The sequence below is a fragment of the Neobacillus sp. NRS-1170 genome, assembly GCF_050468025.1.
Genome location: NZ_JBITPF010000076.1, coordinates 19,152 through 39,630 on the forward strand (window position 1 = coordinate 19,152; position 20,479 = coordinate 39,630).

22 protein-coding genes are annotated in these 20,479 nt (G+C 38.7%); 9 read left to right on the forward strand and 13 right to left on the reverse strand.

Annotated elements, in window-relative coordinates; translation table 11 throughout:
• Window positions 1-41: 41 nt before the first annotated feature.
• From ACIFOT_RS27290 to ACIFOT_RS27305, 4 genes are all read right to left on the reverse strand, one after another.
• Window positions 42-986 (reverse strand): N-acetyltransferase family protein, encoded by a 945-nt coding sequence (locus tag ACIFOT_RS27290; RefSeq protein WP_430070547.1) that lies wholly within the window; start codon window positions 984-986, stop codon window positions 42-44.
• 200 nt (window positions 987-1,186) lie between these two features.
• Window positions 1,187-2,101, reverse strand: coding sequence for a VOC family protein (locus tag ACIFOT_RS27295; RefSeq protein ID WP_430070549.1), 915 nt, complete (start codon window positions 2,099-2,101; stop codon window positions 1,187-1,189).
• Between the two features lie 258 nt (window positions 2,102-2,359).
• Window positions 2,360-3,025 (reverse strand): aquaporin, encoded by a 666-nt coding sequence (locus ACIFOT_RS27300; protein WP_430070552.1) that lies wholly within the window; start codon window positions 3,023-3,025, stop codon window positions 2,360-2,362.
• Window positions 3,026-3,233: 208 nt separating this feature from the next.
• Complete coding sequence (locus tag ACIFOT_RS27305) at window positions 3,234-4,280, reverse strand: ADP-ribosylglycohydrolase family protein (protein WP_430070554.1); 1,047 nt, start codon at window positions 4,278-4,280, stop codon at window positions 3,234-3,236.
• 293 nt (window positions 4,281-4,573) lie between these two features.
• Here ACIFOT_RS27305 and ACIFOT_RS27310 point away from each other — a divergent pair, with 293 nt between their 5' ends.
• Entirely contained in the window at window positions 4,574-4,942 is a 369-nt protein-coding gene (locus ACIFOT_RS27310; protein ID WP_430070557.1) for a hypothetical protein, read from the forward strand.
• Window positions 4,943-5,069: 127 nt separating this feature from the next.
• Here the strand turns inward: ACIFOT_RS27310 and ACIFOT_RS27315 are convergent, their stop codons facing one another.
• Window positions 5,070-5,510, reverse strand: coding sequence for a cell wall hydrolase (locus tag ACIFOT_RS27315; RefSeq protein ID WP_430070560.1), 441 nt, complete (start codon window positions 5,508-5,510; stop codon window positions 5,070-5,072).
• Between the two features lie 158 nt (window positions 5,511-5,668).
• On the opposite strand from ACIFOT_RS27315, the gene ACIFOT_RS27320 reads away from it, so the two are divergent.
• The 5 genes from ACIFOT_RS27320 to infC all read left to right on the forward strand — a co-directional run bounded on the left by ACIFOT_RS27320 (window position 5,669) and on the right by infC (window position 9,393).
• The gene (locus tag ACIFOT_RS27320; protein WP_430070563.1) at window positions 5,669-6,322 is read left to right on the forward strand and encodes a fumarylacetoacetate hydrolase family protein; all 654 of its coding nucleotides are present in this window, start codon (window positions 5,669-5,671) and stop codon (window positions 6,320-6,322) included.
• 110 nt (window positions 6,323-6,432) lie between these two features.
• Window positions 6,433-7,584, forward strand: coding sequence for an SLC13 family permease (locus tag ACIFOT_RS27325; RefSeq protein ID WP_430070565.1), 1,152 nt, complete (start codon window positions 6,433-6,435; stop codon window positions 7,582-7,584).
• 164 nt (window positions 7,585-7,748) lie between these two features.
• Window positions 7,749-8,609, forward strand: coding sequence for an SPFH domain-containing protein (locus ACIFOT_RS27330; RefSeq protein ID WP_430070568.1), 861 nt, complete (start codon window positions 7,749-7,751; stop codon window positions 8,607-8,609).
• Window positions 8,610-8,622: 13 nt separating this feature from the next.
• Window positions 8,623-8,778: an Arc family DNA-binding protein gene (locus tag ACIFOT_RS27335; protein WP_098573206.1), complete on the forward strand. Its 156-nt coding sequence runs from the start codon at window positions 8,623-8,625 to the stop codon at window positions 8,776-8,778.
• Window positions 8,779-8,916: 138 nt separating this feature from the next.
• Window positions 8,917-9,393 (forward strand): translation initiation factor IF-3, encoded by a 477-nt coding sequence (infC, locus tag ACIFOT_RS27340; RefSeq protein ID WP_430070571.1) that lies wholly within the window; start codon window positions 8,917-8,919, stop codon window positions 9,391-9,393.
• Between the two features lie 73 nt (window positions 9,394-9,466).
• On the opposite strand, the gene ACIFOT_RS27345 is transcribed toward infC, so the two are convergent.
• Window positions 9,467-10,741, reverse strand: a complete 1,275-nt coding sequence (locus ACIFOT_RS27345; protein ID WP_430070574.1) for a glycosyl hydrolase family 18 protein — start codon at window positions 10,739-10,741, stop codon at window positions 9,467-9,469.
• Window positions 10,742-11,054: 313 nt separating this feature from the next.
• Between ACIFOT_RS27345 and ACIFOT_RS27350 the strand changes: the two genes are divergently transcribed.
• A complete protein-coding gene (locus ACIFOT_RS27350) occupies window positions 11,055-11,906 on the forward strand; it encodes a hypothetical protein (RefSeq protein ID WP_430070577.1) in 852 nt (283 codons plus the stop codon).
• A 112-nt stretch (window positions 11,907-12,018) separates the two neighbouring features.
• Window positions 12,019-13,260 carry an LOG family protein gene (locus ACIFOT_RS27355; protein ID WP_430070579.1) on the forward strand — a complete coding sequence of 414 codons (1,242 nt, stop codon included), beginning with the start codon at window positions 12,019-12,021 and terminating at the stop codon, window positions 13,258-13,260.
• 69 nt (window positions 13,261-13,329) lie between these two features.
• Here ACIFOT_RS27355 and ACIFOT_RS27360 read toward each other — a convergent pair whose 3' ends face one another.
• Window positions 13,330-14,520 carry an iron-containing alcohol dehydrogenase gene (locus ACIFOT_RS27360; RefSeq protein WP_430070582.1) on the reverse strand — a complete coding sequence of 397 codons (1,191 nt, stop codon included), beginning with the start codon at window positions 14,518-14,520 and terminating at the stop codon, window positions 13,330-13,332.
• A gap of 330 nt (window positions 14,521-14,850) precedes the next feature.
• On the opposite strand from ACIFOT_RS27360, the gene ACIFOT_RS27365 reads away from it, so the two are divergent.
• Complete coding sequence (locus ACIFOT_RS27365; protein WP_430070585.1) at window positions 14,851-15,108, forward strand: hypothetical protein; 258 nt, start codon at window positions 14,851-14,853, stop codon at window positions 15,106-15,108.
• Between the two features lie 183 nt (window positions 15,109-15,291).
• On the opposite strand, the gene ACIFOT_RS27370 is transcribed toward ACIFOT_RS27365, so the two are convergent.
• From ACIFOT_RS27370 to helD, 6 genes are all read right to left on the reverse strand, one after another.
• The gene (locus ACIFOT_RS27370) at window positions 15,292-16,308 is read right to left on the reverse strand and encodes a pirin family protein (protein ID WP_430070588.1); all 1,017 of its coding nucleotides are present in this window, start codon (window positions 16,306-16,308) and stop codon (window positions 15,292-15,294) included.
• A 30-nt stretch (window positions 16,309-16,338) separates the two neighbouring features.
• The gene (locus tag ACIFOT_RS27375; RefSeq protein WP_430070592.1) at window positions 16,339-16,656 is read right to left on the reverse strand and encodes an IDEAL domain-containing protein; all 318 of its coding nucleotides are present in this window, start codon (window positions 16,654-16,656) and stop codon (window positions 16,339-16,341) included.
• 75 nt (window positions 16,657-16,731) lie between these two features.
• Window positions 16,732-17,145 carry an RrF2 family transcriptional regulator gene (locus ACIFOT_RS27380; RefSeq protein WP_430070595.1) on the reverse strand — a complete coding sequence of 138 codons (414 nt, stop codon included), beginning with the start codon at window positions 17,143-17,145 and terminating at the stop codon, window positions 16,732-16,734.
• Window positions 17,146-17,254: 109 nt separating this feature from the next.
• Window positions 17,255-17,389: a BA3454 family stress response protein gene (locus ACIFOT_RS27385; RefSeq protein ID WP_430070597.1), complete on the reverse strand. Its 135-nt coding sequence runs from the start codon at window positions 17,387-17,389 to the stop codon at window positions 17,255-17,257.
• Window positions 17,390-17,417: 28 nt separating this feature from the next.
• Window positions 17,418-17,813, reverse strand: a complete 396-nt coding sequence (gene spxA, locus ACIFOT_RS27390; RefSeq protein WP_430070599.1) for a transcriptional regulator SpxA — start codon at window positions 17,811-17,813, stop codon at window positions 17,418-17,420.
• 276 nt (window positions 17,814-18,089) lie between these two features.
• The gene (helD, locus tag ACIFOT_RS27395; RefSeq protein WP_430070602.1) at window positions 18,090-20,396 is read right to left on the reverse strand and encodes an RNA polymerase recycling motor HelD; all 2,307 of its coding nucleotides are present in this window, start codon (window positions 20,394-20,396) and stop codon (window positions 18,090-18,092) included.
• Between the last annotated feature and the right edge of the window lie 83 nt (window positions 20,397-20,479).

Genomic DNA, 20,479 nt, shown 5'->3' on the forward strand with positions numbered 1-20,479 from the left:
AAAACTAGAAAGCGCCTCCATCCGGCGCTTTCATTACGAAATCACCATTCGAGCGGTTTTGTTAAGATCCATTTTCCAGGCTGCCTGACGAATCCCATTTTTTTATTTACAGCCAGCATTGGAAAATTAATGGATGAATTATTGGCTCTCATGCGTGTATAGCCCGATTCAATGCAAAGTTTGACGGCTTGTAATTTCAATGCATATGCGATTCCTTGGCCCCGCATATCCGCTACGGTCCCTGTAAAGGAATTATACATCTCCTCATTCTTCACCCGTTCATTCATGAGCGTGATGCCTACGAGACGATCATTTTGCGCTGCTAAAATCACGTTTTCTGAAGGAACTGATTTTAATAATGACGCAACTGTTTCCTTTTCTATTTCTGCCGAATTGCCATAGGAAGCTGGAACTTCTTTTGCTATAGATCGAAACAATTCGCATATTGTTTCAAACCTTTCTTCGCCTGGATAATAATCTATGGATTTAAAGGAAAAACCCTTTTCTTCATATGTTTTTAAAGTTTCCTCCACATCCGAAAGGTCTTGAGAAGTGAGATCCAAAACAGATTCAAAAGCGATTTCCTGCTCAGTAAACCCATGCCGTTCTGCCCATTTTTTCGATTCAGGATTGGTTTCATTCACAAGAGTAGATATACCTTTAGGTTTAATATCTTGTATGTACTGCCATAAAACGGATTCAAGAATCCGGCCAACCCCCTGTTTCTGGCATTGCATATCTACAACGATTCTTTGGAAAAGGAAACCAGCAGGAGCTATAGGTGAGCCACTAAACATAAAAGCAAAACCAGTCAATTTATTATCCCGTTCAAGCACAACTTGTTTTACAACCTTGGCCTGTTTTTGTGCAGTAAGCATTTGTTTGAAAAATTTTAAATCAATCGGTACGCTCTCATATTGGTTATTTAGCTGCAAAACCGTTGGTAAATCTTCTTCAAGATTCAATTCACGGATTACTATTTCCATCCCTCATCACCTACTTAAAAGTTTGTATAATTATAGTTTCAAAGTAATACAAAAAGACCATTATGGGATGATAAAATTAATAGGAAAGGCCTTGGGCGGGTTCTCTTAAGGGGTCATCAGTAGTTTTGCATATGAAAAAGGCCCGACTAATGAATGAGAGCTAGTCGGGCCTTCAGATTTTTTTCGGCAAGAGCTTTTCACTATCCCTTGTATGCTTCCTGTAATTTTACAAGATCAAATTTCTTCATTTCAAGAAATGCTTTCGATACGCGCGCAAGCTGCTCCGGTGTGCCCTTGCTCATCATCTCGTCCATCTCAGTTGGAACAATCTGCCAGGATAGGCCAAACTTATCCTTCAGCCAGCCGCATTGCTCGGCTTCAGGAACTGCAGAGAGCCTTTCCCAGTAGTAATCAATCTCTTCTTGTTTGTCGCAGTACACCATAAAGGAGAGTGCCTCGTTAAAACTAAATTTGTGCTCATGCGCACTATCCATTGCGGAAAACCACTGATTTTCTATGCTAAAATCAGAGAACATGATTGTTCCTTCTTTGTCTGGTGCCATGCCTTTAGGGTAGCGGGCGAGAAGTCCCTGCTTTGAGTTTTTAAATACTGATAAATAAAAATTAATAGCCTCTTCCGCCCTGCCGCATTTATCACCGACAAACAAAAGTGACGGAACGATTGCAGGCCGCTCTTCACCTTCTGGATTGGTTAGGATTAACTGCCAGGACAAACCAAACTTGTCCTGAATCCAGCCAAACTTCTCACTAAACGGATATTTATCAAGCGGCATTAAAGCTGTGCCGCCTTCGGACAATTTGTTCCAAACCTCATCTAGTTTATCGCCCGCGTTTTCTTCTCGCGATGGGTCAAAATTAACAATGAAAGACACCGACGGATTGAGCTTGAAATAAGGCCCTGCACTGATGGCCATGAACTTCTGCCCCCAAAGCTCAAAAGTGACTATATCGGAGTCGCCAGATGGTGTGTCATGGATTGTTGTCTCATTCGTAATTTTAGAGTCCGGGAATATAGAGGCGTAAAACTCGGCAGCTTCTTTTGCCTCCTTGTCATACCATAAATGCGGAACGATTTTTTGAATTGTTTTGGACATAGATATTCCTCCATCATTTTGTTCGATAAGAATGGGACCAACATTCCATTTTTTAACGAAACAAATTATCATTTCATTTTATTTTACCATTTTCATCCACAGAATTCATAGAGACGGTTCCTGTTGCCTAGACGAATCTTATTTAAGCCATGAGAACCTTCCCTGTGGCATTGAAATGCTCACCAAAAAGAGTGTACCAAAAATGGTACACTCAAACGTTTAGAAATATTTTAAATCTCCTATTCGGGGATTCCCACCTTATTTTTCCGTGTCAAATATATATTTTCCTACCCAAGCTGCGATTACACCGCCGACAATTGGGGCGATGATATATACCCACAATTGAGATACAGCATCACCGCCAGCAAATACCGCTGGTGCAAGGCTCCGTGCCGGGTTTACGGACGATCCAGTCAATGGAAGGCCAAATAGGTGAACTAATAACAACGTTAATCCAATGACAAGCCCCGCGAAAGATGCATTTCCTTTTTTACCAGTTACGATCATAATCACTAAAATAAAGACGAAGGTTAAAACAGCTTCCACTAAAAAGGCTCCTGATGATTCAAGATTGGCAAAGCTGGTTTGACCTAGATTATCTATAGACATGTTCGATAATTTTAAAAAGGTTTGTAGTAGTGCTGTTCCTAATATCGCACCAATGACTTGTGCCACAATAAACCATAAAAGTTCCTTGGCATTTATTCGCTTATTGACAAACATAGCAATGGAGACAGCAGGGTTTAAGTGGCATCCAGATATGGTGCCAATGCTGTACGCCATTACGAGTAAGGACAATCCGAAGGCGAGGCCAATACCAAAAATGCCGATTCCATCCACTCCGCCGCCTAAAACAGATGTTCCAGTTCCGAACAAAATCAGTACACATGTGCCAATCAATTCAGCAATCCCCTTTTTAACCATAAAATTTCCCTCCTCACAAGTGGTGAAAACGCAATTTTGCAAAGAATTGGGTCATTTTTCCAGGGTTAGACATGGCCTTACCGGATACTAAAGCCGTATGAAACGTTAAGCTGCCAGCTATTGTTTTTTCCTTAGAGCTCTAAGTTAATATGAATATATGTCAAATATGGGCCAAATAAGACTTTCTAATCAAGATTTAATCCTGATATTAATAACCAGGATAGCGATTCCACCATTCCTCTGTATTTTGATGCCCTGTAAGTAAATCATCAGCAACTTTGAAGATGATATTATTCAATTCAACTTTCTCTACCCAGTCTACTGGAATTTTACTTAGTCCTAAATATGCACCCAGAATATTCCCTGTGATGGCACCGGTACTATCACTGTCCCCATTATGGTTAACTGCAGCTACAATTGCTTTTTTAAAATCATTCTCGTATTTCAAAGCACAATATACTGAAATTGCCAAGGCTTCTTCCCCCACCCAGCCTTCTCCAAGTAGGGTAATAGCCTCAAAATCAGAAAGTTCACTTTTTACAAGATCCAGAGCTTTCTCTAGAATCCTTGTACATTCCTCATGGTGTTCTTTGTTTTTCAGTTCTTTGATTGTTAGTTTGACGGAAGTATGAATATCTGCTCCTTCAATAATTGAAGCGATTATACTGGCAAATGCGCCTGCTGATAAATAACCTGATGGATGTCCATGAGTTAATGCTGCACAATCAGCTGCCATATCGAATGCTCTTTCTTTCAGGCAAAACAGACCGATCGGCGAAACTCTCATGACACCTCCACACCCTTTACTATTATTAATGGGTTCTTCAATGGTCCCATGTTTTCTGCTGGAAAGAGCTGATAAACATGAATTACCAGGTGCTCTCCTTGCATGGAGCTCTTCAACACCAAGAAGCCAGCCATCATAAATCCATTCGTATTCATCAATTCTTGGGTAACCTTGTGTCAAAAGCCACCTTTGATAAGCAAAGAAAACAACAGATGGCGGATGACAGATTCCTTTTCGAATGCCTCTGGTTTCTGCTCTTAAGATTCCTTCCGCAGTGAAAAGTGTCATTTGCGTGTCATCAGTGATTTCGGCTTCCCCAGACGATAATATTTGCAATTCTTGAATCCCTTTAGGTCCATAACGATGCACAATTTGGTCATGTTTATTAAATTCAACTGGCCAGCCTAAAGCGTCACCAATGGCTCCGCCGATTAGACATCCTCTAAAAAATTCTTGCGTTCTTTTCATATAAATCCCTCACTTTCAACCATGCATTTAGTACCGAGTACAATTTTGGAGTCAAATTTCGTAAACTTGGGTAATATTCTTAACCTATTATAAACAAATAAGGTGCACCAAAAATAGCACACCCCTCCTATATAAAAAATATTAAATTTTGATAAATGTTGTAATAAAGGAATTCTGGAATAGCCTTCATAAAATCCAATATACATATGATAATGAACTACCTAAATGACTCGTTCAAAAATTACATCTACTAATTTGCGTGTTTAATATTTTATAGATAAGGAGTGTTCCCAATGAATAATTTTTCACCTGTAAATGGATGGCTGCATTTTACCAATCAACCGAAACAATCTCCCGATATAAAGAATAAAAGACGGTTCGATTTGAGTTATCAAAATGCTATTGAAGAGGATCTTGGCCATGGTTTCAAACGTTATACTTGGAGACCTGGTGTCCAGATAAATAGTCATGAATATCTAGACTTTCGATTAGTAGTTCGAGATTATGAAAACGTTATCACTGCGGGATACTTAACGAATCCAATGGAACATATCTTTTCTTTACAAAATGGCCCAAAAGAGCCGAATGTCATGGTTTTAATCCTCCACAATGCTTCAAACGCAGCTTCAGAAGTTTCCCTTTGGCTCGTGGTTAAGGGCTAGATAGTAACATTTTCAGGTTTAATTTAAACGGACTCCTTTAAATCATTTTTTTCTCTTCTCCATCCCATACAGTGTAAAAAGCAGGAAGGATTTTTTCCTTCCTGCTTTTTATATATTAGAGTAAGCTTTAACCTCTATAAACACTATCACATGTAGCAGGTTTTGGTTCATAAAAACAATGTTCTTTAAATTGTCCAGATTTTGGTTGATCGTACCAAGTTGGAGGACATGGAGCATGTGGATTAAAATACCATAATGCGAATTTCGCTGGGTGATCTCTCCAATAGTCCAGATTCTGTTGTGCTAATCTTTTTTCAGCAGTTCTGGCTCTTTGATAAAATACATTCCCTTTTTGAACAGCTTCAAAGGAAAAATTTCCTCCTTGTACTTGAAAAATAACTTGGTTAACTGTTCTTAACCCTTTAAAGTCTAAACAATTTGCTACAAGACGATTTACAATGACATTTCCAACATATAACATTCCCTGTTTTCCTTCACCTTCGGCCTCTGCTCTCATCATCCGTGCCATTAAGTCAACGTCCGAAGTTCGGTAATTTGCTCTTGGCATTTTATCACCCCAAAAATATTGTATGAAAAATAGCCTACAATGTTGTCATTGTTTAAAAAATAAGAAATGCATAAGGACTTGCGCATTTTTTTATGTAAAGATACACTTTCATTGTTTATGCAGAAATATCAATACAAATTTTGAAAGAGGGTTTGATTATGAGGCAGATTAGAAACATTTATTGTGTTGGCCGAAATTATGTGGCCCATGCAAAAGAATTAAACAATGAAGTTCCCACTTCCCCTTTTCTATTTTCAAAGCCAACTCATGCCTTTATAGAAGCCAATGGCCAGGAAATTTATCTGCCTGGAAATCGCGGATCTATCCATTATGAAACAGAACTTGTGATCTATATTGGAAGAAAACACGATAAAGGCATGAAGGCAGATGAAGTGATCGACAGAATGGGAATTGGCATCGATTTTACCCTACGAGATGTTCAATCTGAATTAAAGAAAAAAGGCTACCCATGGCTGCTTGCCAAAGGGTTTCCTAATTCTGCTGTTGTGAGTAAATTCATTGAATTTCCTGAAATTAATGAATTAAAGGACAAGGACTTTACGCTTATTAAAAATGGCGAAATGGTACAACAAGGAAATATTAAAAATATGATTTTTGATTTGCAGACAATCGTTGATTTCACCTCCGATCATTTTGGCTTGGGTGAAGGTGACATCATCTTTACGGGAACACCAGAAGGAGTCGGCCAAATTTTGGATGGTGATCAACTGTCATTAAAATGGGATAACCAAATTCTTGGGGAATGTGTGATTAAATTAATCCATGGGAACAGTTCTCTCGGCTTCAACTAATCTGATTTAAGCCATTGGAACCGTCCCTGTGGCACCGAAATTTTTCTATCCATCCCCCTACTTTCATGGTAGAATCATAACGTTGTGAAATTTTCTGGCGGTGATTTTCCATGAAAGGTTCTGTTGTTGTAAAACAAAAATATAAGTTATCTGTATCGTTTCGTATTTTAAAAAAAGACCTGGTCTTTACCATTTCCATCATCCTTGCAGCTGCTAGTTGTTTTACTCAGACTCCAAAAATGGAGTATATTAATTTTCATGTTTTGGTCTGTCTTTTCAACTTAATGCTGGTTATTAAGGCGTTGGAAGAGCTTAAGATATTAGATAAATTGGCGATTAGCCTTTTAAATAAATGCAAGAACAGTAAATCTATTTCAGCGATCCTGATTTTGCTGTGTTTTTTTAGTTCAATGATTGTCACAAATGATGTTGCGTTACTGACTTTTGTGCCCTTGACTCTTGTCATCAGCAAAAAGACTAAAATGCCTATGATGGAGACGGTTATCCTCCAAACAGTCGCTGCCAATATCGGCAGCAGCCTGACACCAATGGGAAACCCGCAAAATTTGTTTATCTATTCCTATTTTGGTCTTAAGCCGATACCCTTTTTTTCAACCGTCCTATTCATGGCTATTCTTGGCGTCAGTTCTCTCTATTTTTTTATTCATAGGCTTCAGGGGAATGAGCTAAAAGTAGATCTTACTCCAGTTTCGATAGCTGATTGGAAAAAAGCATTGGTTTGGGGATTGGTACTCGGCGTCATTATTGCCTCTATTTTTGGAATCATCCCTTATCAAATCGCATTCATAATCACATTGTTGATTTCATTTTTATTAAACGCAAAAGTTTTACTTAAAATTGATTATTTGCTGCTAGTAACCTTTATTTGTTTTTTTATTTTTATAGGAAATATCTCTCATTCAGAAGCCGTACAAACATTTGCTGGTGCAAGCTTAAAGAACCCTGCTTCTGTTTATTTCAGTTCGATATTTTTCAGCCAAATGATCAGTAATGTACCTGCCTCCATCCTGCTAGCAAACTTCACAATGGATTGGAAACCTTTGTTACTTGGAGTCAATATTGGCGGGCTTGGAACGATCATTGCTTCTCTCGCTAGTGTCATTTCTTACAAACTGTTTATACAGTCCCATCCAAGCGAGGCCAAGCAATATTTAATCAAATTTAGTATTTATAACTTTTCCTTTTTGGCTATTTTCGCACTTATTCAGTATGTAATCTTGAAATTACTAAACATTATTTAACAAACGGTATCCCCGTAAAATGAAGGGCCGCTATTCCTGATTTAGGATAGCGGCCCTTCATCATTATTGAATATCAGATAAAAAAAATTTACTTTTTTTAGCAATTGGAATATGATATAAATGTGATATCACTTTCATATCACTTTATTTTGGGAGGGAAGCTTATGAGAGAAAAATCCGTTTTTAAAATGAATGGTTTTGCCGCACTAATCCTTGCACTATTGTGTATTATTTTCGGAGTTTATTTACTGGTAACGGGAACAGATATTCCTGGAAAAGTTGGTGGAGTATTTGTCGTTCTTTTAGGTCTCATTATTGCGACAAGTTTAACCGTTGTTCAGCCAAACGAAGCCAAGGTATTAACTTTCTTTGGAACCTATCTGGGTGTCATTAGAGACCAAGGGTTATGGGCAACCATTCCATTCACCTTCAAACGAAGTGTTTCTTTACGTGTTACCAATTTTAACAGTGAGAAGCTTAAGGTCAATGATTTAGAAGGAAATCCAATTGAAATTGCTGCTGTTGTGGTCTATAAAGTGAGAGATGCCGCAAAAGCCCTGTTTGATGTGGAAAACTATAAAAATTTCATTCAAATCCAAAGCGAAACCGGTATTCGTCATATTGCCAGCACCTATGCCTATGATTCGTTCGGAAGTACAGAGAACACGCTGACCCTTCGCCAAAATAGTGATGAAGTCGCAGATGTACTCGTATCGGATTTACAAAAAAGACTAGAGGTTGCGGGTGTCGATGTGATTGAGGCACGGATCATGCATCTTGCGTATTCTTCGGAAATTGCCTCTGCCATGCTTCAACGGCAGCAAGCTCAAGCTGTTTTATCAGCACGAAAAGTCATTGTTGACGGTGCCGTCGGTCTTGTCAAGGCTGCTATTGACCAGCTCGCGGAACAGGAAATTGTAGAGTTGGATGAGGAGAAAAAAGCACAGATGGTGAATAACCTAATGGTCGCCATCGTTTCTGAGAAAGGAACGCAGCCCATAATCAATACAGGAAGCATTTATTAAGGTTGTGTAATAAATGAGCAAAAGAAAATCATTTCCGCTTCGAATCGATCCTAAATTATATGAGGTTCTGGAGAAATGGGCGGAAGATGAAATCAGAAGTGTTAACGCCCAAATCGAAGTCATCTTAAAAGAGGCAGCCAAAAAGGCAGGAAGATTAAAAAAAGAATAACCCTAAGCCAAGGGGACGGTTATTGTGGTCTTAAATAAAAAAATTTAAGCCATGAGAACCGTCCCTTTGGATTTACATAATATGTAATAATCGAGTATTTTTCCTAATTGGAGGGATTCATTTATTAAAAAAATTATTATGAACGAAGCGATTCAATCAAAAGTAGTGAGACTCGTATCAGAAAGCGGTCAACAAGTGTTACCTACCGTTAAAGCGCTTAACATGGCGTTTGAAATGGGATTAGACCTTATCCAAATCAGTGAGGCTGATCCTCCGGTTTGTAAGATTTTAGATGCTGGAAAATACAAATTTGATTTACAGAAAAAAGAAAAGCAAATCAAACAGAATCAGCAAACAATCGAAACAAAAGAAATCCGTATGTCAATAGCGATTGGCGAAAATGACTTTCAAACAAAGGTAAGAAGCGCCATCTCCTTCTTAACAAAAGGTTATCATGTAAAGGTAAGCGTCCGTTTTCGCGGAAGGGAAATCACGCATACAGAAATTGGCGAAGAACTTCTCGCTAATTTTTGCCAAGAGGTCAACCACTTAGTGAATTCAAAAACAAACGCTACATTACAAGGCCGAATATTATCGATTTTGTTAAAACCATAAAACACATGCACAAATTCATAAATCAACAAAAAAATGCGAGAGTCATTTGACCCTTCGCATTTTTGTTTTTTCTTTAGCAATTTCTAGTTTTTATCACTTTAATATTATTACTTAAATATGCCCAATTCTGAGGTGCAGGCAGACTGATTTGCCAATAAGTTGTGCCGGCTAAATGGTAAATATCAATAAGGTTATACTTTTCAATATAGCTTCGAATGTCTTCAAACCAAACGACATGCTCATTCGTGCCGCTCCAATAACGATACCATGGTGATTTAGCCGAATCATCAAATTGAATATGTGCTCCATTTAAGATCGCCTGATTTTGAGCAGCCAGCACTGATAATCCCTTCGTTTCCTTTGTAGTGACCACTTTATCATACCCATATAACGCCATAGCGATTAGCATTTTACCTGGAGTTATTTTGGTTAGCGCGTAGTTAATCACTTGTTCTACCCATCCAACTGGTGAAATCGGATCGGGCGGGCCGCCCGGATAGCCATAATCGAGCGTCATAACCGCCATAAGGTCAACTGCATTTCCAATGGCCGCATAATCATATGCTCCGACAATCCGATTGGTCGGTAAATCCGCTGCTTTGGCGTGAACGTTTACTTGTAAAATTAGTCCGCCCAATTGTTTCTTTAATTCTATTAAGAACAAATTAAAATCGTTGCGATTTGCCGGAGGGATAAATTCAAGGTCAAGGCTTACACCGCCAAACCCTCTAGTTGTTGTTAGATTGACGATGCTTGCCACTAAGTTCTGTCGATAAGTTGAATTTCCCAGTACGATTCCTGCCAGCTCCGCACTAAACCCCTTGGACGTAAAGTTTCGAATCATCAATAATGGAGTAATGTTTACTTGATTGCATTTAGAAATAATGGCAGAATCGTCGGTTTCCAAAAAAGCAAAACCCTTATCAGTAAAAGAATAATTCACAATCGCTAAATAGGTTAACTGACTGGATAATGAATCTAATATCGAAAGGGTTGTCGTCTCTGCTGAAGGTACCAAAAACCCTAGAGTAGTAATTTCCAAATATATGGATGATGGTATGTTTATAATCTGGCCTACCCGTAGGTGATTGAGATCTATTCCCGGATTAGCAGCGCTCATCAATGAAAGATCAGAGTTAAATGCTTTGGCTAATTTCCAAGGGTAATCGCCCGTCTTTATTCGATAAGCACGGATTGGCAACGTACTGTCTGGAATATAAAGAGCAAGACCAGGAACAAGAGCTGTCGATGCTAACCCGTTTACACTAACAATTGAATGAATTGATACATTATACTGCTTGGAAATAGACCACAGATTTTCTCCTGTACCAACAACATGGACAGACATCTAGTCACCCCTCCCCTATATTAAAGAATTTATGCCATTTAATCGTTATTCAGAATTTATTCTAATATTTCCAAGACGCATAGTTTCTTCATGAAGACAAAAATTGATATAAAAAAGTGACGAAATTGCAAAAAACGGCTTCAAAAATCATTTTTGAAGCCAAAAATGAGCGTTTTGGTTCAAAAAGGGCCTCAAAAATGATTTTTAACGATTCGAATTACTTGGACAAACCCGATATCGTAGAAATGCCGGAAATGTTGAATTGCCTCACATTAGACGGCCTAAATCAATGTGGTAAGGGTGACTTAAGACTATGAATTTAAAATCTGGTAACATCAAAGAATTTGAAAAATTTTCGCAGTTCAAAAGTTTGAAGGAGTTTAATCACCAAATGGAAATGTGGCTGCTCGATCATAAGAAAGACTTTTCAAAGGGTGAATTAATAGGATTAAAAAGATTAATACGGTTCTCTGCCAAAATTCCAGGTGTGTGTAATGCAAAAATCGGAACCATTTTAAGGTCGATTAATCAAGAATACAAAGAAAACATCCTTTCTCGTTCGACTTTTAAACGGATGATTCTTAAAGGTAAACAAATCGGGATTTTTACTATTTATGAAACTGAACGGAAAAACGGTTCGCAATCAAGCAACCTCTATGTATTCAATCGTTATCCTGCTTGTGAACCACCTAAACAAGAAACGATGAACCGCCATAAAGAAACTATTAATCTTTTAAAAACTGAAAAAGATCAAAAGATAAATAAACGTATAGAAGGACCGTCTGAATTGGACCACACCTATGTGAGTAACCGTGTTCCACAGCCTTTTGTGCAATTGGTTAAATGCTTCTTTCCAGAGGCAAAGGTAATCGAAGAATATTGGAGGATGGTCCATTTGATTGCTAAAAGCTATGAGCTAGACCATACAACCGATCTAATTGTTGATCTCGCCATCCAATCCTTCAAGCAATTAATCCGAAAACTAAAATTTACAAATGTCGTTAGGAAGCCGATTGCCTACTTCTATGGAATCTTAAACGAGAAGGTCTTTCAGTATTATCATAATAGGCTGAATGAAATGCGCAAAACAGGACTCATCGGAGGAAGACCACTTCGTTTTACTTTAAATGGCGAATTCCTAGAGTATGATTGGTTGAATCAATGACTTTTTGTTAAAAATAAGGCCATGGGGAAGGTTCTAATGTTCCTAAACGAATATCATTTGAACCATGAGAACCGTCCCTCTGGACCCCTGGATCGAAAGGTAGGTTATTCCGATGATGCAAATTGAATTGTATGGTACGGTCTTTTATGATCCTTCAACAAATGAATGGAATGGATCAGGTACTGGTTGGTGGATTGAAAAATCGGAGAAAAATATTGCAAAGATCACGTTTGAGGAAGCGATTACGTTTGATCCGCGAACACCGTCAAAAACGAATAATTACAGTTTGTCCATAAGTAATATCAATGATAATGGAAAGGTAGATTCGTATTGCGTCGATGAGGATGGGTTTATTCTTCGCTGGGAGGATTACTCGAATGACACCTGCATCGCTTCTTTTCAAGTCATAGGAACAAAAGTCAGTTTCGTCCCCAATGACAGGGCTCTTGGAACGGATGAAAGCGTAGCGGATATCTACGCTGCTGAGCTTCTTTTTAGTTATGAAGCGAAATATGGTGTTATTTCACTGATGGGTTCAGGGTCCATTTCCTCTAAGGAGATTGCAGAAAAGAAGTTACATATCTTAAACAGCCATGCTGAAAAATTGCAGACCGCCATTGAAAAGGACCAAGACCCCTTCAATATGAGACTGCTTCAGGGTAAATTGGAAAGAACAAAGATTAAAATAGAACGGCAACATCGAATCGTTGAGAAAAGTGCAAAATATTGGGATTCGGCACTAAAATTCGGAGAATTGTGGGGACATTATTCTGCTAATGAACAAGAAAAAGCTCTTGGGGGCTGTTATATTCCTCTTTGTACTGGGGGCGGCCCTGGTATCATGCGTGCAGCCGCACAAGGGGCACGAAGCCAGCATGCCCATGTGATTGGGATTGACTGTCAGTTCGGTGTTGACAATTTTTTCAATTTAAAGGATACCTATTCTGTCCATTCCAATCAGCGTCTAAGGATGAATAATTTTTCGATTAGAGAAGGAGTTCTAATCAATTACTCTCATGTCATTCTGTTTTGGCCTGGAGGTTTTGGGACTGCCTGGGAAGTATATGAAACTCTATCAAAAATTCAAACAAATCACCTTCGAAGACATCGAACCAAGGCTATTTTTGTCCATCCCGAGTATTGGGAGCCGTTCTTTAAATGTATCGACCATATGCGTGAGTATGGTGCGATTAATACCTATGGAGATCGGATTAAGATACCCGGTGTAGATGACCAGCTGCCCGATGAAGCCTATTTGGCCGAAGTGGCATCCGGCCCAGAGGAAGCTTTTGAAAAAACAAGAGATTATATCGAGCAACTATACCGAAAAAATCAATTAACATTAAAAGCTTGAATATCGAAGATTTCTCGAGGGAATCAGAAAACTTCTATTCTGATTCCCTCGAGGTCCCTTTTATATTGCTCATTTGGCAGACACATACCCAAAATCAAAGTCAAAACAAACCTGATAAAGCTCTTCAATTTCTTCTTTAGCAGGTACCCGTGGATTGTTCCCAGGGCTCCCGCTGGCAATAGCATCGGCTGCCATTTTACTAATGAATCTATCAAATTTCTGTTTATCGATTCCCCACTCTTTCAGGTTAGGAATGTTCAATACCTTGCAAAGTTGCTTAACAGCTGTCACTGCCACCTCAGCTGCAGCTCCATTTGACAGGCTTTTTTCAGGTTCAAAAATCCTGCCCAAATCTGCTAATCTTTCAATACATGATTCCTTGGAAAATTCTAATACAGCAGGCAGGAGCATGGCATTTGAAAAGCCATGGGGAACATGAAATAGTGCACCAATCGGTCTGGACATACCATGGACTAAAGACACCGAAGCATTAGAAAAAGCTATTCCCGCTTGAAGCGCACCTAGTGACATGGCTTCCCTTGCATCAATATTTTCTCCATCCTCATAGGCAGTTACGAGATTATTGACGATTAATTTCATGGCGGATAAAGCCAATACATCCGTCATTGGATGGGACTTCCTTGAAATATATGCCTCGATAGCATGACTAAGAGCATCTACACCCGTTGCCGCCGTTACATGCTGCGGCGACGGAACTGTTAAAATCGGATCTACAATGGCAACCGACGGCATAAACGCCGGCTGTTTTATCATCATTTTGACATCGTTAGAAGTGTTCGTGATAACAGTTACATCTGTCGCCTCCGAACCCGTCCCTGCCGTCGTAGGTATGGCAATATGGGGAACGGGTGCTACATCCGCTGCCATTGCACCGTTCATATAGTCACCAATATACCCATTATTAGTGGCCAGAACTGCAACGGCTTTTGCTGTATCAATACAGCTTCCGCCTCCAAGGGAAATGACCAAATCACAATTTTCCACTCGAAAAAGCTCCAATGACTCTCCTACAAATTTGTCCGTTGGTTCCGATTTAACACCCAGAAAGACTACACTCTCAACATCATTCTCAGAAAGCATTTCCTGGCAAGCATGTACAAATCCAAGTTGATGGATGATCGCATCGCTAACGATAAGAGCCTTTTTCCCTATTTGGGATGCCTGTTTGCCAATCTCTTTAAACGCGTTTCTACCATAAATAATCACATGTGGCGCTCTAAAAAATTTAAAAGTGTCCAATCAAAGTCCCCTCCCAAAGTCAGCCTATTCTATGCAGGCCCGTTTTATGTATGGTACATAATAGAATCATAGAGAAAGAAAATGGCCTGTTTAATACCATATTAATGACCAAAATTACTCGAATCGTTTTTTGTGGCCTTTTCAGGTTAGGCTGTTATTGTCTTTCCTTTTCAAAACATAACTGACTGAATAGTGACCAATAAACACCCCAGTTCCTCCTTAAGAGCAAATTAATTATCACTTTATCCCCATTATATACCAATATGGAAATGTGTTATGATAGTTTTATTAGTAAGATGACGTTAATATTCTAATTAAGGAGTGTTATGTATGGTCATTAATAATAAGGTGCAATTTTTTACTGATATCCTAGAATCTGGGGGTATGTCCATTTATATTTGGGGTGAGGATGACACTCTGATTCCTGACACAATTGAGGTTGGCTGGTCATCGATTGATGACGCATCACAAAAAATCACCTCAGTGATAGGCCATATTTTCTTAGAAGAAGGCGAAACCAAGGAGCAAGTCCTGACAGAGCTCGAAGAAGCATACGATATTGCTTTCTGTTCATTCAACAACATTTAAGGAACTATTTGTCTAATAACTAGCAATCTTTTGGTAGTTAAGGACTAGATATAAAAATCTTTATCCAATTATTAAACCTCGTTGAAAAAAGTTACACTTTCCCAACGAGGTCTCATTTTTGCTCATTACATATTATATAATTACATTGCTATTTCAAAAACTTCCAACTCTTCTTTATGGAGTTTATCTCTTTTCGATTTTCCCATCTTTATCGCGGGCAAACCTTCCAGCACCAAGCTCATTGACAGGATCAAGTCGGCCCCATGGCCAGCCGCCGAACTGTGTTCTTCGAAACTCGCTAAATGCATCACGAATCTCCTGTTCGGTTGTCATGACGAAAGGACCATATTGCACGACCGGTTCTTGGATTGGTTCACCTTCGAGAACCAGGATATATCCCTCAATCGCTCCATTTGTAATCTCGATTTCCTGGTCACCTGCCAGTTTAACACGGTGAGAAAATGGAATAACATTACCGTCTATATTAATTTCATAACCTTGATAAAAATATAAATTTCTGTTTAATGTTTCCGATACAGATGGCAATGTGAAAGTGGCGTTAGGCTCCATATGAATGAGATAAATGCCCACATGGTGGTTAGAGTCTTTAGCCCAAGATGCATCGGTTGGCTCTAAACTACTCTTCCCCTGCAATCTCCCTGCTATCAGTTTCACCGTTGATTTCTTCCCCATTGAATTAACTGACTGGATTTCAGGTATATCCTCTGCCCACAGCATTTTATAATCTGGATCAGCCGACTTATTTTTAGCTGCGAGGTTCAGCCATATCTGAAATAGCTCTAGCGGGTTGCCTTTATCTTGATGAACTAGCGGGAACATTTCCGTATGCTGGCAGCCCTTTCCGGTTGTCAGCCATTGCACATCGCCATCTCCATAACGCCCCGATGCTCCCATGGAATCAAAATGATCGACAAAACCTTCTAAAACTACTGTTACTGTTTCAAATCCGCAATGAGGATGTGCAGGGAACCCTGGAACCGTTTTTCCATGATACATCCGAAAGCCATCACGTAACGTAAAATCTTCACCTAGGTTCCTTCCTTCTAATGAAGTGCTTGGTCCTTGCATGTCGTTTCCTGGCGGATAAGCATCTTTATGATACATCGTTGCGAGGAACGGATCCTCCGTTTGCCATGGAAAACCCAGCTTTTGTATTTTTAAAACATTTTTGTCTGACATACTCTTCCTCCATTTTATATCGTAAAAGTATTACTCCATAAAATGCTGCTTCATGGAGTTCAATTCAGAAGAAAGCTCCATAAACCATTCCTTATCCCCTGTTGCTAATGCCAAGTCGATGAGGAATTGAATTTGAGTCTTATTGGTCACATTGGAAACAGGTAGTGCTTTAAGCTGTTTATTTAAAAAAGGAATTGTTTTTCCTATCTTTTTATTATTATCACTTGTTACCACAGTAACCTTTACTGCCCCGTCCGGAATATCCGGTAACAGTGAATCAATATATCCAATGATTAATTCACCATCCAGTGATTCACCCTTAATCCAATCACCTGGTTTTAAAAACATACCTATTCACCTTCATTTATCTGTAATTTTTTTTATTACATTTGCCATAAAAAAGGATGCAGCCATACTATTCGGTCATAGCCGCTTTCTAACAAGATCAACAACCTCTTTAATTGTATAATTCATTAAATATTCGCCCATATGTTCTTCAGCACCTAAGAAAATGCTGCAGAGGACTCTTTGCATGTTCGCGCCGACAATGCATTGTTCATTTGAATCAGGACATTTAGGCTGCAGAGCACCTTCTGAGGTAATTTTATATATATCCCAAAGATTTACTTCACTTTGATCTAGCGCAAAAATAAAGCCGCCGCCAGTTCCCTCTTTCGATTTAATGAATCCATGTTTTTTTAACAAACTTAACACTTTTCGTATACGAACCGGATGCACTCCGGCACTTTCGGAAATAGCATCACTTGTTGACATTCGGTCCGGCTGAAGCGCAAGATAAGTTAAACTATGAATGGCCAGGGTATAATCACTATTCATGGCTTCCTCCTTAAAATCACTTACATGTATTGTCTGCATCTTATTGAAATATTAGTCAACGACTGTAATACTAAACATTACAGATTAATTAGTCAAGCATTTAGCTCGGTTATACATTCCATTGCTTTTTGACTTGTTCTTCTGCAATGCGTTTAATATTTTTCCAAGTCGTATCTTTTTCCACAATAACGTTGGTTTGATAATTTCGATCTTTATAATGAACTGTAACGAATACTTCAATCATTTCTTACTTCCTCCTTTTAAAAACCAGATTAATTAGCGAGTCTTTGTAATTCCGTATTCAAAAATGTACGAAGCTTACGGGGCAGAAAGCTGCGAATTTCGTCCTCGTTATACCCTACTTGTAATCGTTTTTCATCTAGGATAATAGGCCGGCGCAACATTTTCGGGTTCTCAATGATTAATTGATAAAATTCATTGAGCGGCAGAGATTCCAGATTTACATTTAATTCCTGAAAAGCCTTTGAGTTAGTCGAAACAATTTCACTAGTCCCCTCTTCCGTTAAGCGGAGAATTGATTTTATCTCATCGACTGTGAGCGAATCAGATAAAATGTTTCGTTCGATATATTCAATTTGATGCTCTTCAAGCCAAGCTTTTGCTTTTCGGCATGACCCACAACTTGGTGTTGTATACAGAGTTACCATATTTTAACCACTCCTTAAAAATAATTTGGCAAACACGCGAGACAAAGTCTATTTTCATATATATACCCGAAAATTTAGTGATTAAACCTGATGTTCAATGCAATATTTTATTAATTGTAATAAAAAACCTTACAGTTTCTATACTGTAAATTTAAACGTTACAGTTGAAAAAGTCAACTGTAAATTTTTGTTTTACAGTAAAATTTTGCAGCGAAGCATAAAAAGCAGGTAACTGAGCTCATACGTGCCCAATACCTGCTCTTCTTGAAGCTCACTTTAAGAATCGAAATGTAAAGATTCCGCCCTATTTAATAAAAAGTCTGACGGATCTTTTCCATACAAATACAATCGATGCATCGGTCTTGTCATTGACACATATAGCAATTTGATGTCTAGGTCTACTTGTGAGTATGGTTCTTCCAGGCATACGATTAAAACGGAATCAAACTCCAACCCTTTAGATAAATAAGAAGGTAAAATAACAATATGTCCCTTCTTCATTTCTTCTCTTTCTTCTAATAACTGAATCGGAAGCTGACTATTTTCAAAGAGCTGATGGATTCTTTGACACTCTCTATCAGTACGTCCAATAATCGCAATGGAGTGAAGCTCTTCCTCTTTAAGTGAGGCTATATCTTGTTCGACCTGCAGCCTTATCTGTTCTTGATTCGTGAGGTCCATCTTTTTAAACAGTGGTTTTTGGCCATGACGAATGACGGGTTCGACCTTCGGCAAGTCTTGGTCGATAAGTTTCAAGATATCATTTGCCAAATTCATAATTTCAACGGTTGTTCGGTAGCTTTTTTGTAAGGCTTGATAATTCGCATTCGGGAAGATATCTTTCAAAACTGGTGTCCAGCTATTCATTCCGCGATAGGAATGGATTCCTTGAGCCAAATCCCCGACAATGGTGAACAGGTCTGTATCAAAGCCTTCTTTTAATGCGGCAAATTGAAAATAGCTGTAATCCTGCGCTTCATCAATGAAAATACTGCGCATCTTATATTTTTCATCGATCCCTTCCAATTTTGCCTTCATATAAAAGATCGGGGCTAAATCTTCAAGTTCGTAGGCGTCTCGCACAAAAATCGTCTGACAATATTTACTTAGCAGCTTGCATTCTTGTTCTGTAAGCGTAGTGGAATGCTTGTTGAGCATTTCGGGAGAAGACATTAGTTCCTTATACAAAGTAAAGATATCTTTCATGACAAACGCTTCCATATATTTTTTGACAGCTACCTTTGACTCCTGCTCTACCCTCTTTATCCTTTGTTCTTTCTTATCCATTAGGTTAACCACTTTTTGTTGTCTTATTTCCGGATCTAGTCTCCTGCTATAAACAAACTTCTCAAGTGCTTCTTCATATTTCTTGTTAAGGTTTGATAACATGATGGATTTTTTCTTTTTTAAATCACTTTCTAAAAATGTTTTTATTTTCCCAATCCGTTTATAGATTGGTAAATAAGTATATTCTTTTAAAAATAGTGTTTTGAGCTTTTGAGCCTTCATCAGAACGGATTTTTCAACGATGAAATCCTTGCTTGGAGCAAGATTTAATTCCAATTCATTCACATAATTTTTGATTAATTCCTTAAATTCGAGCGAACCTTTGAAGCTTGAAACCCATTTGATGGACTTATTTTTCCCGGTATCTTCGAGTAGCTTCATCAGCTTAGAATTAGGAGAAAATAGTTTTATTTTCTGGCCAAGGCAGCTTCTCATAAAATCAATAAAGGTGGTTTGATTAATCTTGTTGACTCCGAGTTCCGGCAGGACAGCAGATATATAATTAATAAATAGTCGGTTTGGTGCGAGTATCATTAATTTTTCTGGAGGAAATTGATAACCTAAGGAATAGAGAAAGTAGGATATTCTATGGAGTGCGATTGTTGTTTTCCCGCTTCCGGCGGCCCCCTGCACGATAATCGGGTGTTTCAATGAAGCCCGGATTACTTCATTTTGCTCATTTTGAATGGTCGCCACGATTTCGGTTAATCGATTGTCTGCTTTGCCTGACAAGGATTTCTGCAAAAGTTCATCATGTGTCGTTAAATCGATGTCCCTGATTTCTTTTAATAAACCATTGACAATTTCATACTGCCTCTTTAATGCTAAATAACCAGTTTGCGTCTCCCCATAAGCTTCATAAGACACTTCACCCAGCCGTCCGTCATAGTAGACATTGGCAATCGGCGATCTCCAATCGACGATAATGGGCTGCTGTGTCACTCGGTCGAACAAGGACACCTTACCTATGTACAACGATTCTTCCTTTTTCGTACTATCGCTTGTAAAATCAATCCTTGAAAAATAGGGTTTGCCAATTATGCTTTCTAACCTTTTGAGTTCACTTTCCGCTAATTCAAGGAAACTTGCATTCGCGAGGAGATCGGTATAGCTCGTACTGCTATCCTTAGAATTCAGCTCGGCAAAAGATTGTTTCATATTTTCAACGAAAAATTCCTTATTCCCCTTCGAAATGTCTAAAACAGTTCGGATATACTCCTTAGTAAACTCTAAACGTTCTACTTCTGCTTGATAGTCTTTATGGTCACGGACAGACACATGATCCTGGGCGCTCATCCTATTCACTCCTCACCTCTCAACTCAATTTTACAAGCATGGGATATTAAGATTAAACAAAACTTTTATACTAGTCAAGTTTT

What these genes read in the sequence shown, in the direction of transcription:
- ACIFOT_RS27290 (WP_430070547.1), bottom strand. Translation starts at nt 986, where the DNA reads ATGGAAATAGTAATCCGTGAATTGAATCTTGAAGAAGATTTACCAACG.
- ACIFOT_RS27295 (WP_430070549.1), bottom strand. Translation starts at nt 2,101, where the DNA reads ATGTCCAAAACAATTCAAAAAATCGTTCCGCATTTATGGTATGACAAG.
- ACIFOT_RS27300 (WP_430070552.1), bottom strand. Translation starts at nt 3,025, where the DNA reads ATGGTTAAAAAGGGGATTGCTGAATTGATTGGCACATGTGTACTGATT.
- ACIFOT_RS27305 (WP_430070554.1), bottom strand. Translation starts at nt 4,280, where the DNA reads ATGAAAAGAACGCAAGAATTTTTTAGAGGATGTCTAATCGGCGGAGCC.
- ACIFOT_RS27310 (WP_430070557.1), top strand. Translation starts at nt 4,574, where the DNA reads ATGAATAATTTTTCACCTGTAAATGGATGGCTGCATTTTACCAATCAA.
- ACIFOT_RS27315 (WP_430070560.1), bottom strand. Translation starts at nt 5,510, where the DNA reads ATGCCAAGAGCAAATTACCGAACTTCGGACGTTGACTTAATGGCACGG.
- ACIFOT_RS27320 (WP_430070563.1), top strand. Translation starts at nt 5,669, where the DNA reads ATGAGGCAGATTAGAAACATTTATTGTGTTGGCCGAAATTATGTGGCC.
- ACIFOT_RS27325 (WP_430070565.1), top strand. Translation starts at nt 6,433, where the DNA reads ATGAAAGGTTCTGTTGTTGTAAAACAAAAATATAAGTTATCTGTATCG.
- ACIFOT_RS27330 (WP_430070568.1), top strand. Translation starts at nt 7,749, where the DNA reads ATGAGAGAAAAATCCGTTTTTAAAATGAATGGTTTTGCCGCACTAATC.
- ACIFOT_RS27335 (WP_098573206.1), top strand. Translation starts at nt 8,623, where the DNA reads ATGAGCAAAAGAAAATCATTTCCGCTTCGAATCGATCCTAAATTATAT.
- infC (WP_430070571.1), top strand. Translation starts at nt 8,917, where the DNA reads ATGAACGAAGCGATTCAATCAAAAGTAGTGAGACTCGTATCAGAAAGC.
- ACIFOT_RS27345 (WP_430070574.1), bottom strand. Translation starts at nt 10,741, where the DNA reads ATGTCTGTCCATGTTGTTGGTACAGGAGAAAATCTGTGGTCTATTTCC.
- ACIFOT_RS27350 (WP_430070577.1), top strand. Translation starts at nt 11,055, where the DNA reads ATGAATTTAAAATCTGGTAACATCAAAGAATTTGAAAAATTTTCGCAG.
- ACIFOT_RS27355 (WP_430070579.1), top strand. Translation starts at nt 12,019, where the DNA reads ATGATGCAAATTGAATTGTATGGTACGGTCTTTTATGATCCTTCAACA.
- ACIFOT_RS27365 (WP_430070585.1), top strand. Translation starts at nt 14,851, where the DNA reads ATGGTCATTAATAATAAGGTGCAATTTTTTACTGATATCCTAGAATCT.
- ACIFOT_RS27370 (WP_430070588.1), bottom strand. Translation starts at nt 16,308, where the DNA reads ATGTCAGACAAAAATGTTTTAAAAATACAAAAGCTGGGTTTTCCATGG.
- ACIFOT_RS27375 (WP_430070592.1), bottom strand. Translation starts at nt 16,656, where the DNA reads ATGTTTTTAAAACCAGGTGATTGGATTAAGGGTGAATCACTGGATGGT.
- ACIFOT_RS27380 (WP_430070595.1), bottom strand. Translation starts at nt 17,145, where the DNA reads ATGAATAGTGATTATACCCTGGCCATTCATAGTTTAACTTATCTTGCG.
- ACIFOT_RS27385 (WP_430070597.1), bottom strand. Translation starts at nt 17,389, where the DNA reads ATGATTGAAGTATTCGTTACAGTTCATTATAAAGATCGAAATTATCAA.
- spxA (WP_430070599.1), bottom strand. Translation starts at nt 17,813, where the DNA reads ATGGTAACTCTGTATACAACACCAAGTTGTGGGTCATGCCGAAAAGCA.
- helD (WP_430070602.1), bottom strand. Translation starts at nt 20,396, where the DNA reads ATGAGCGCCCAGGATCATGTGTCTGTCCGTGACCATAAAGACTATCAA.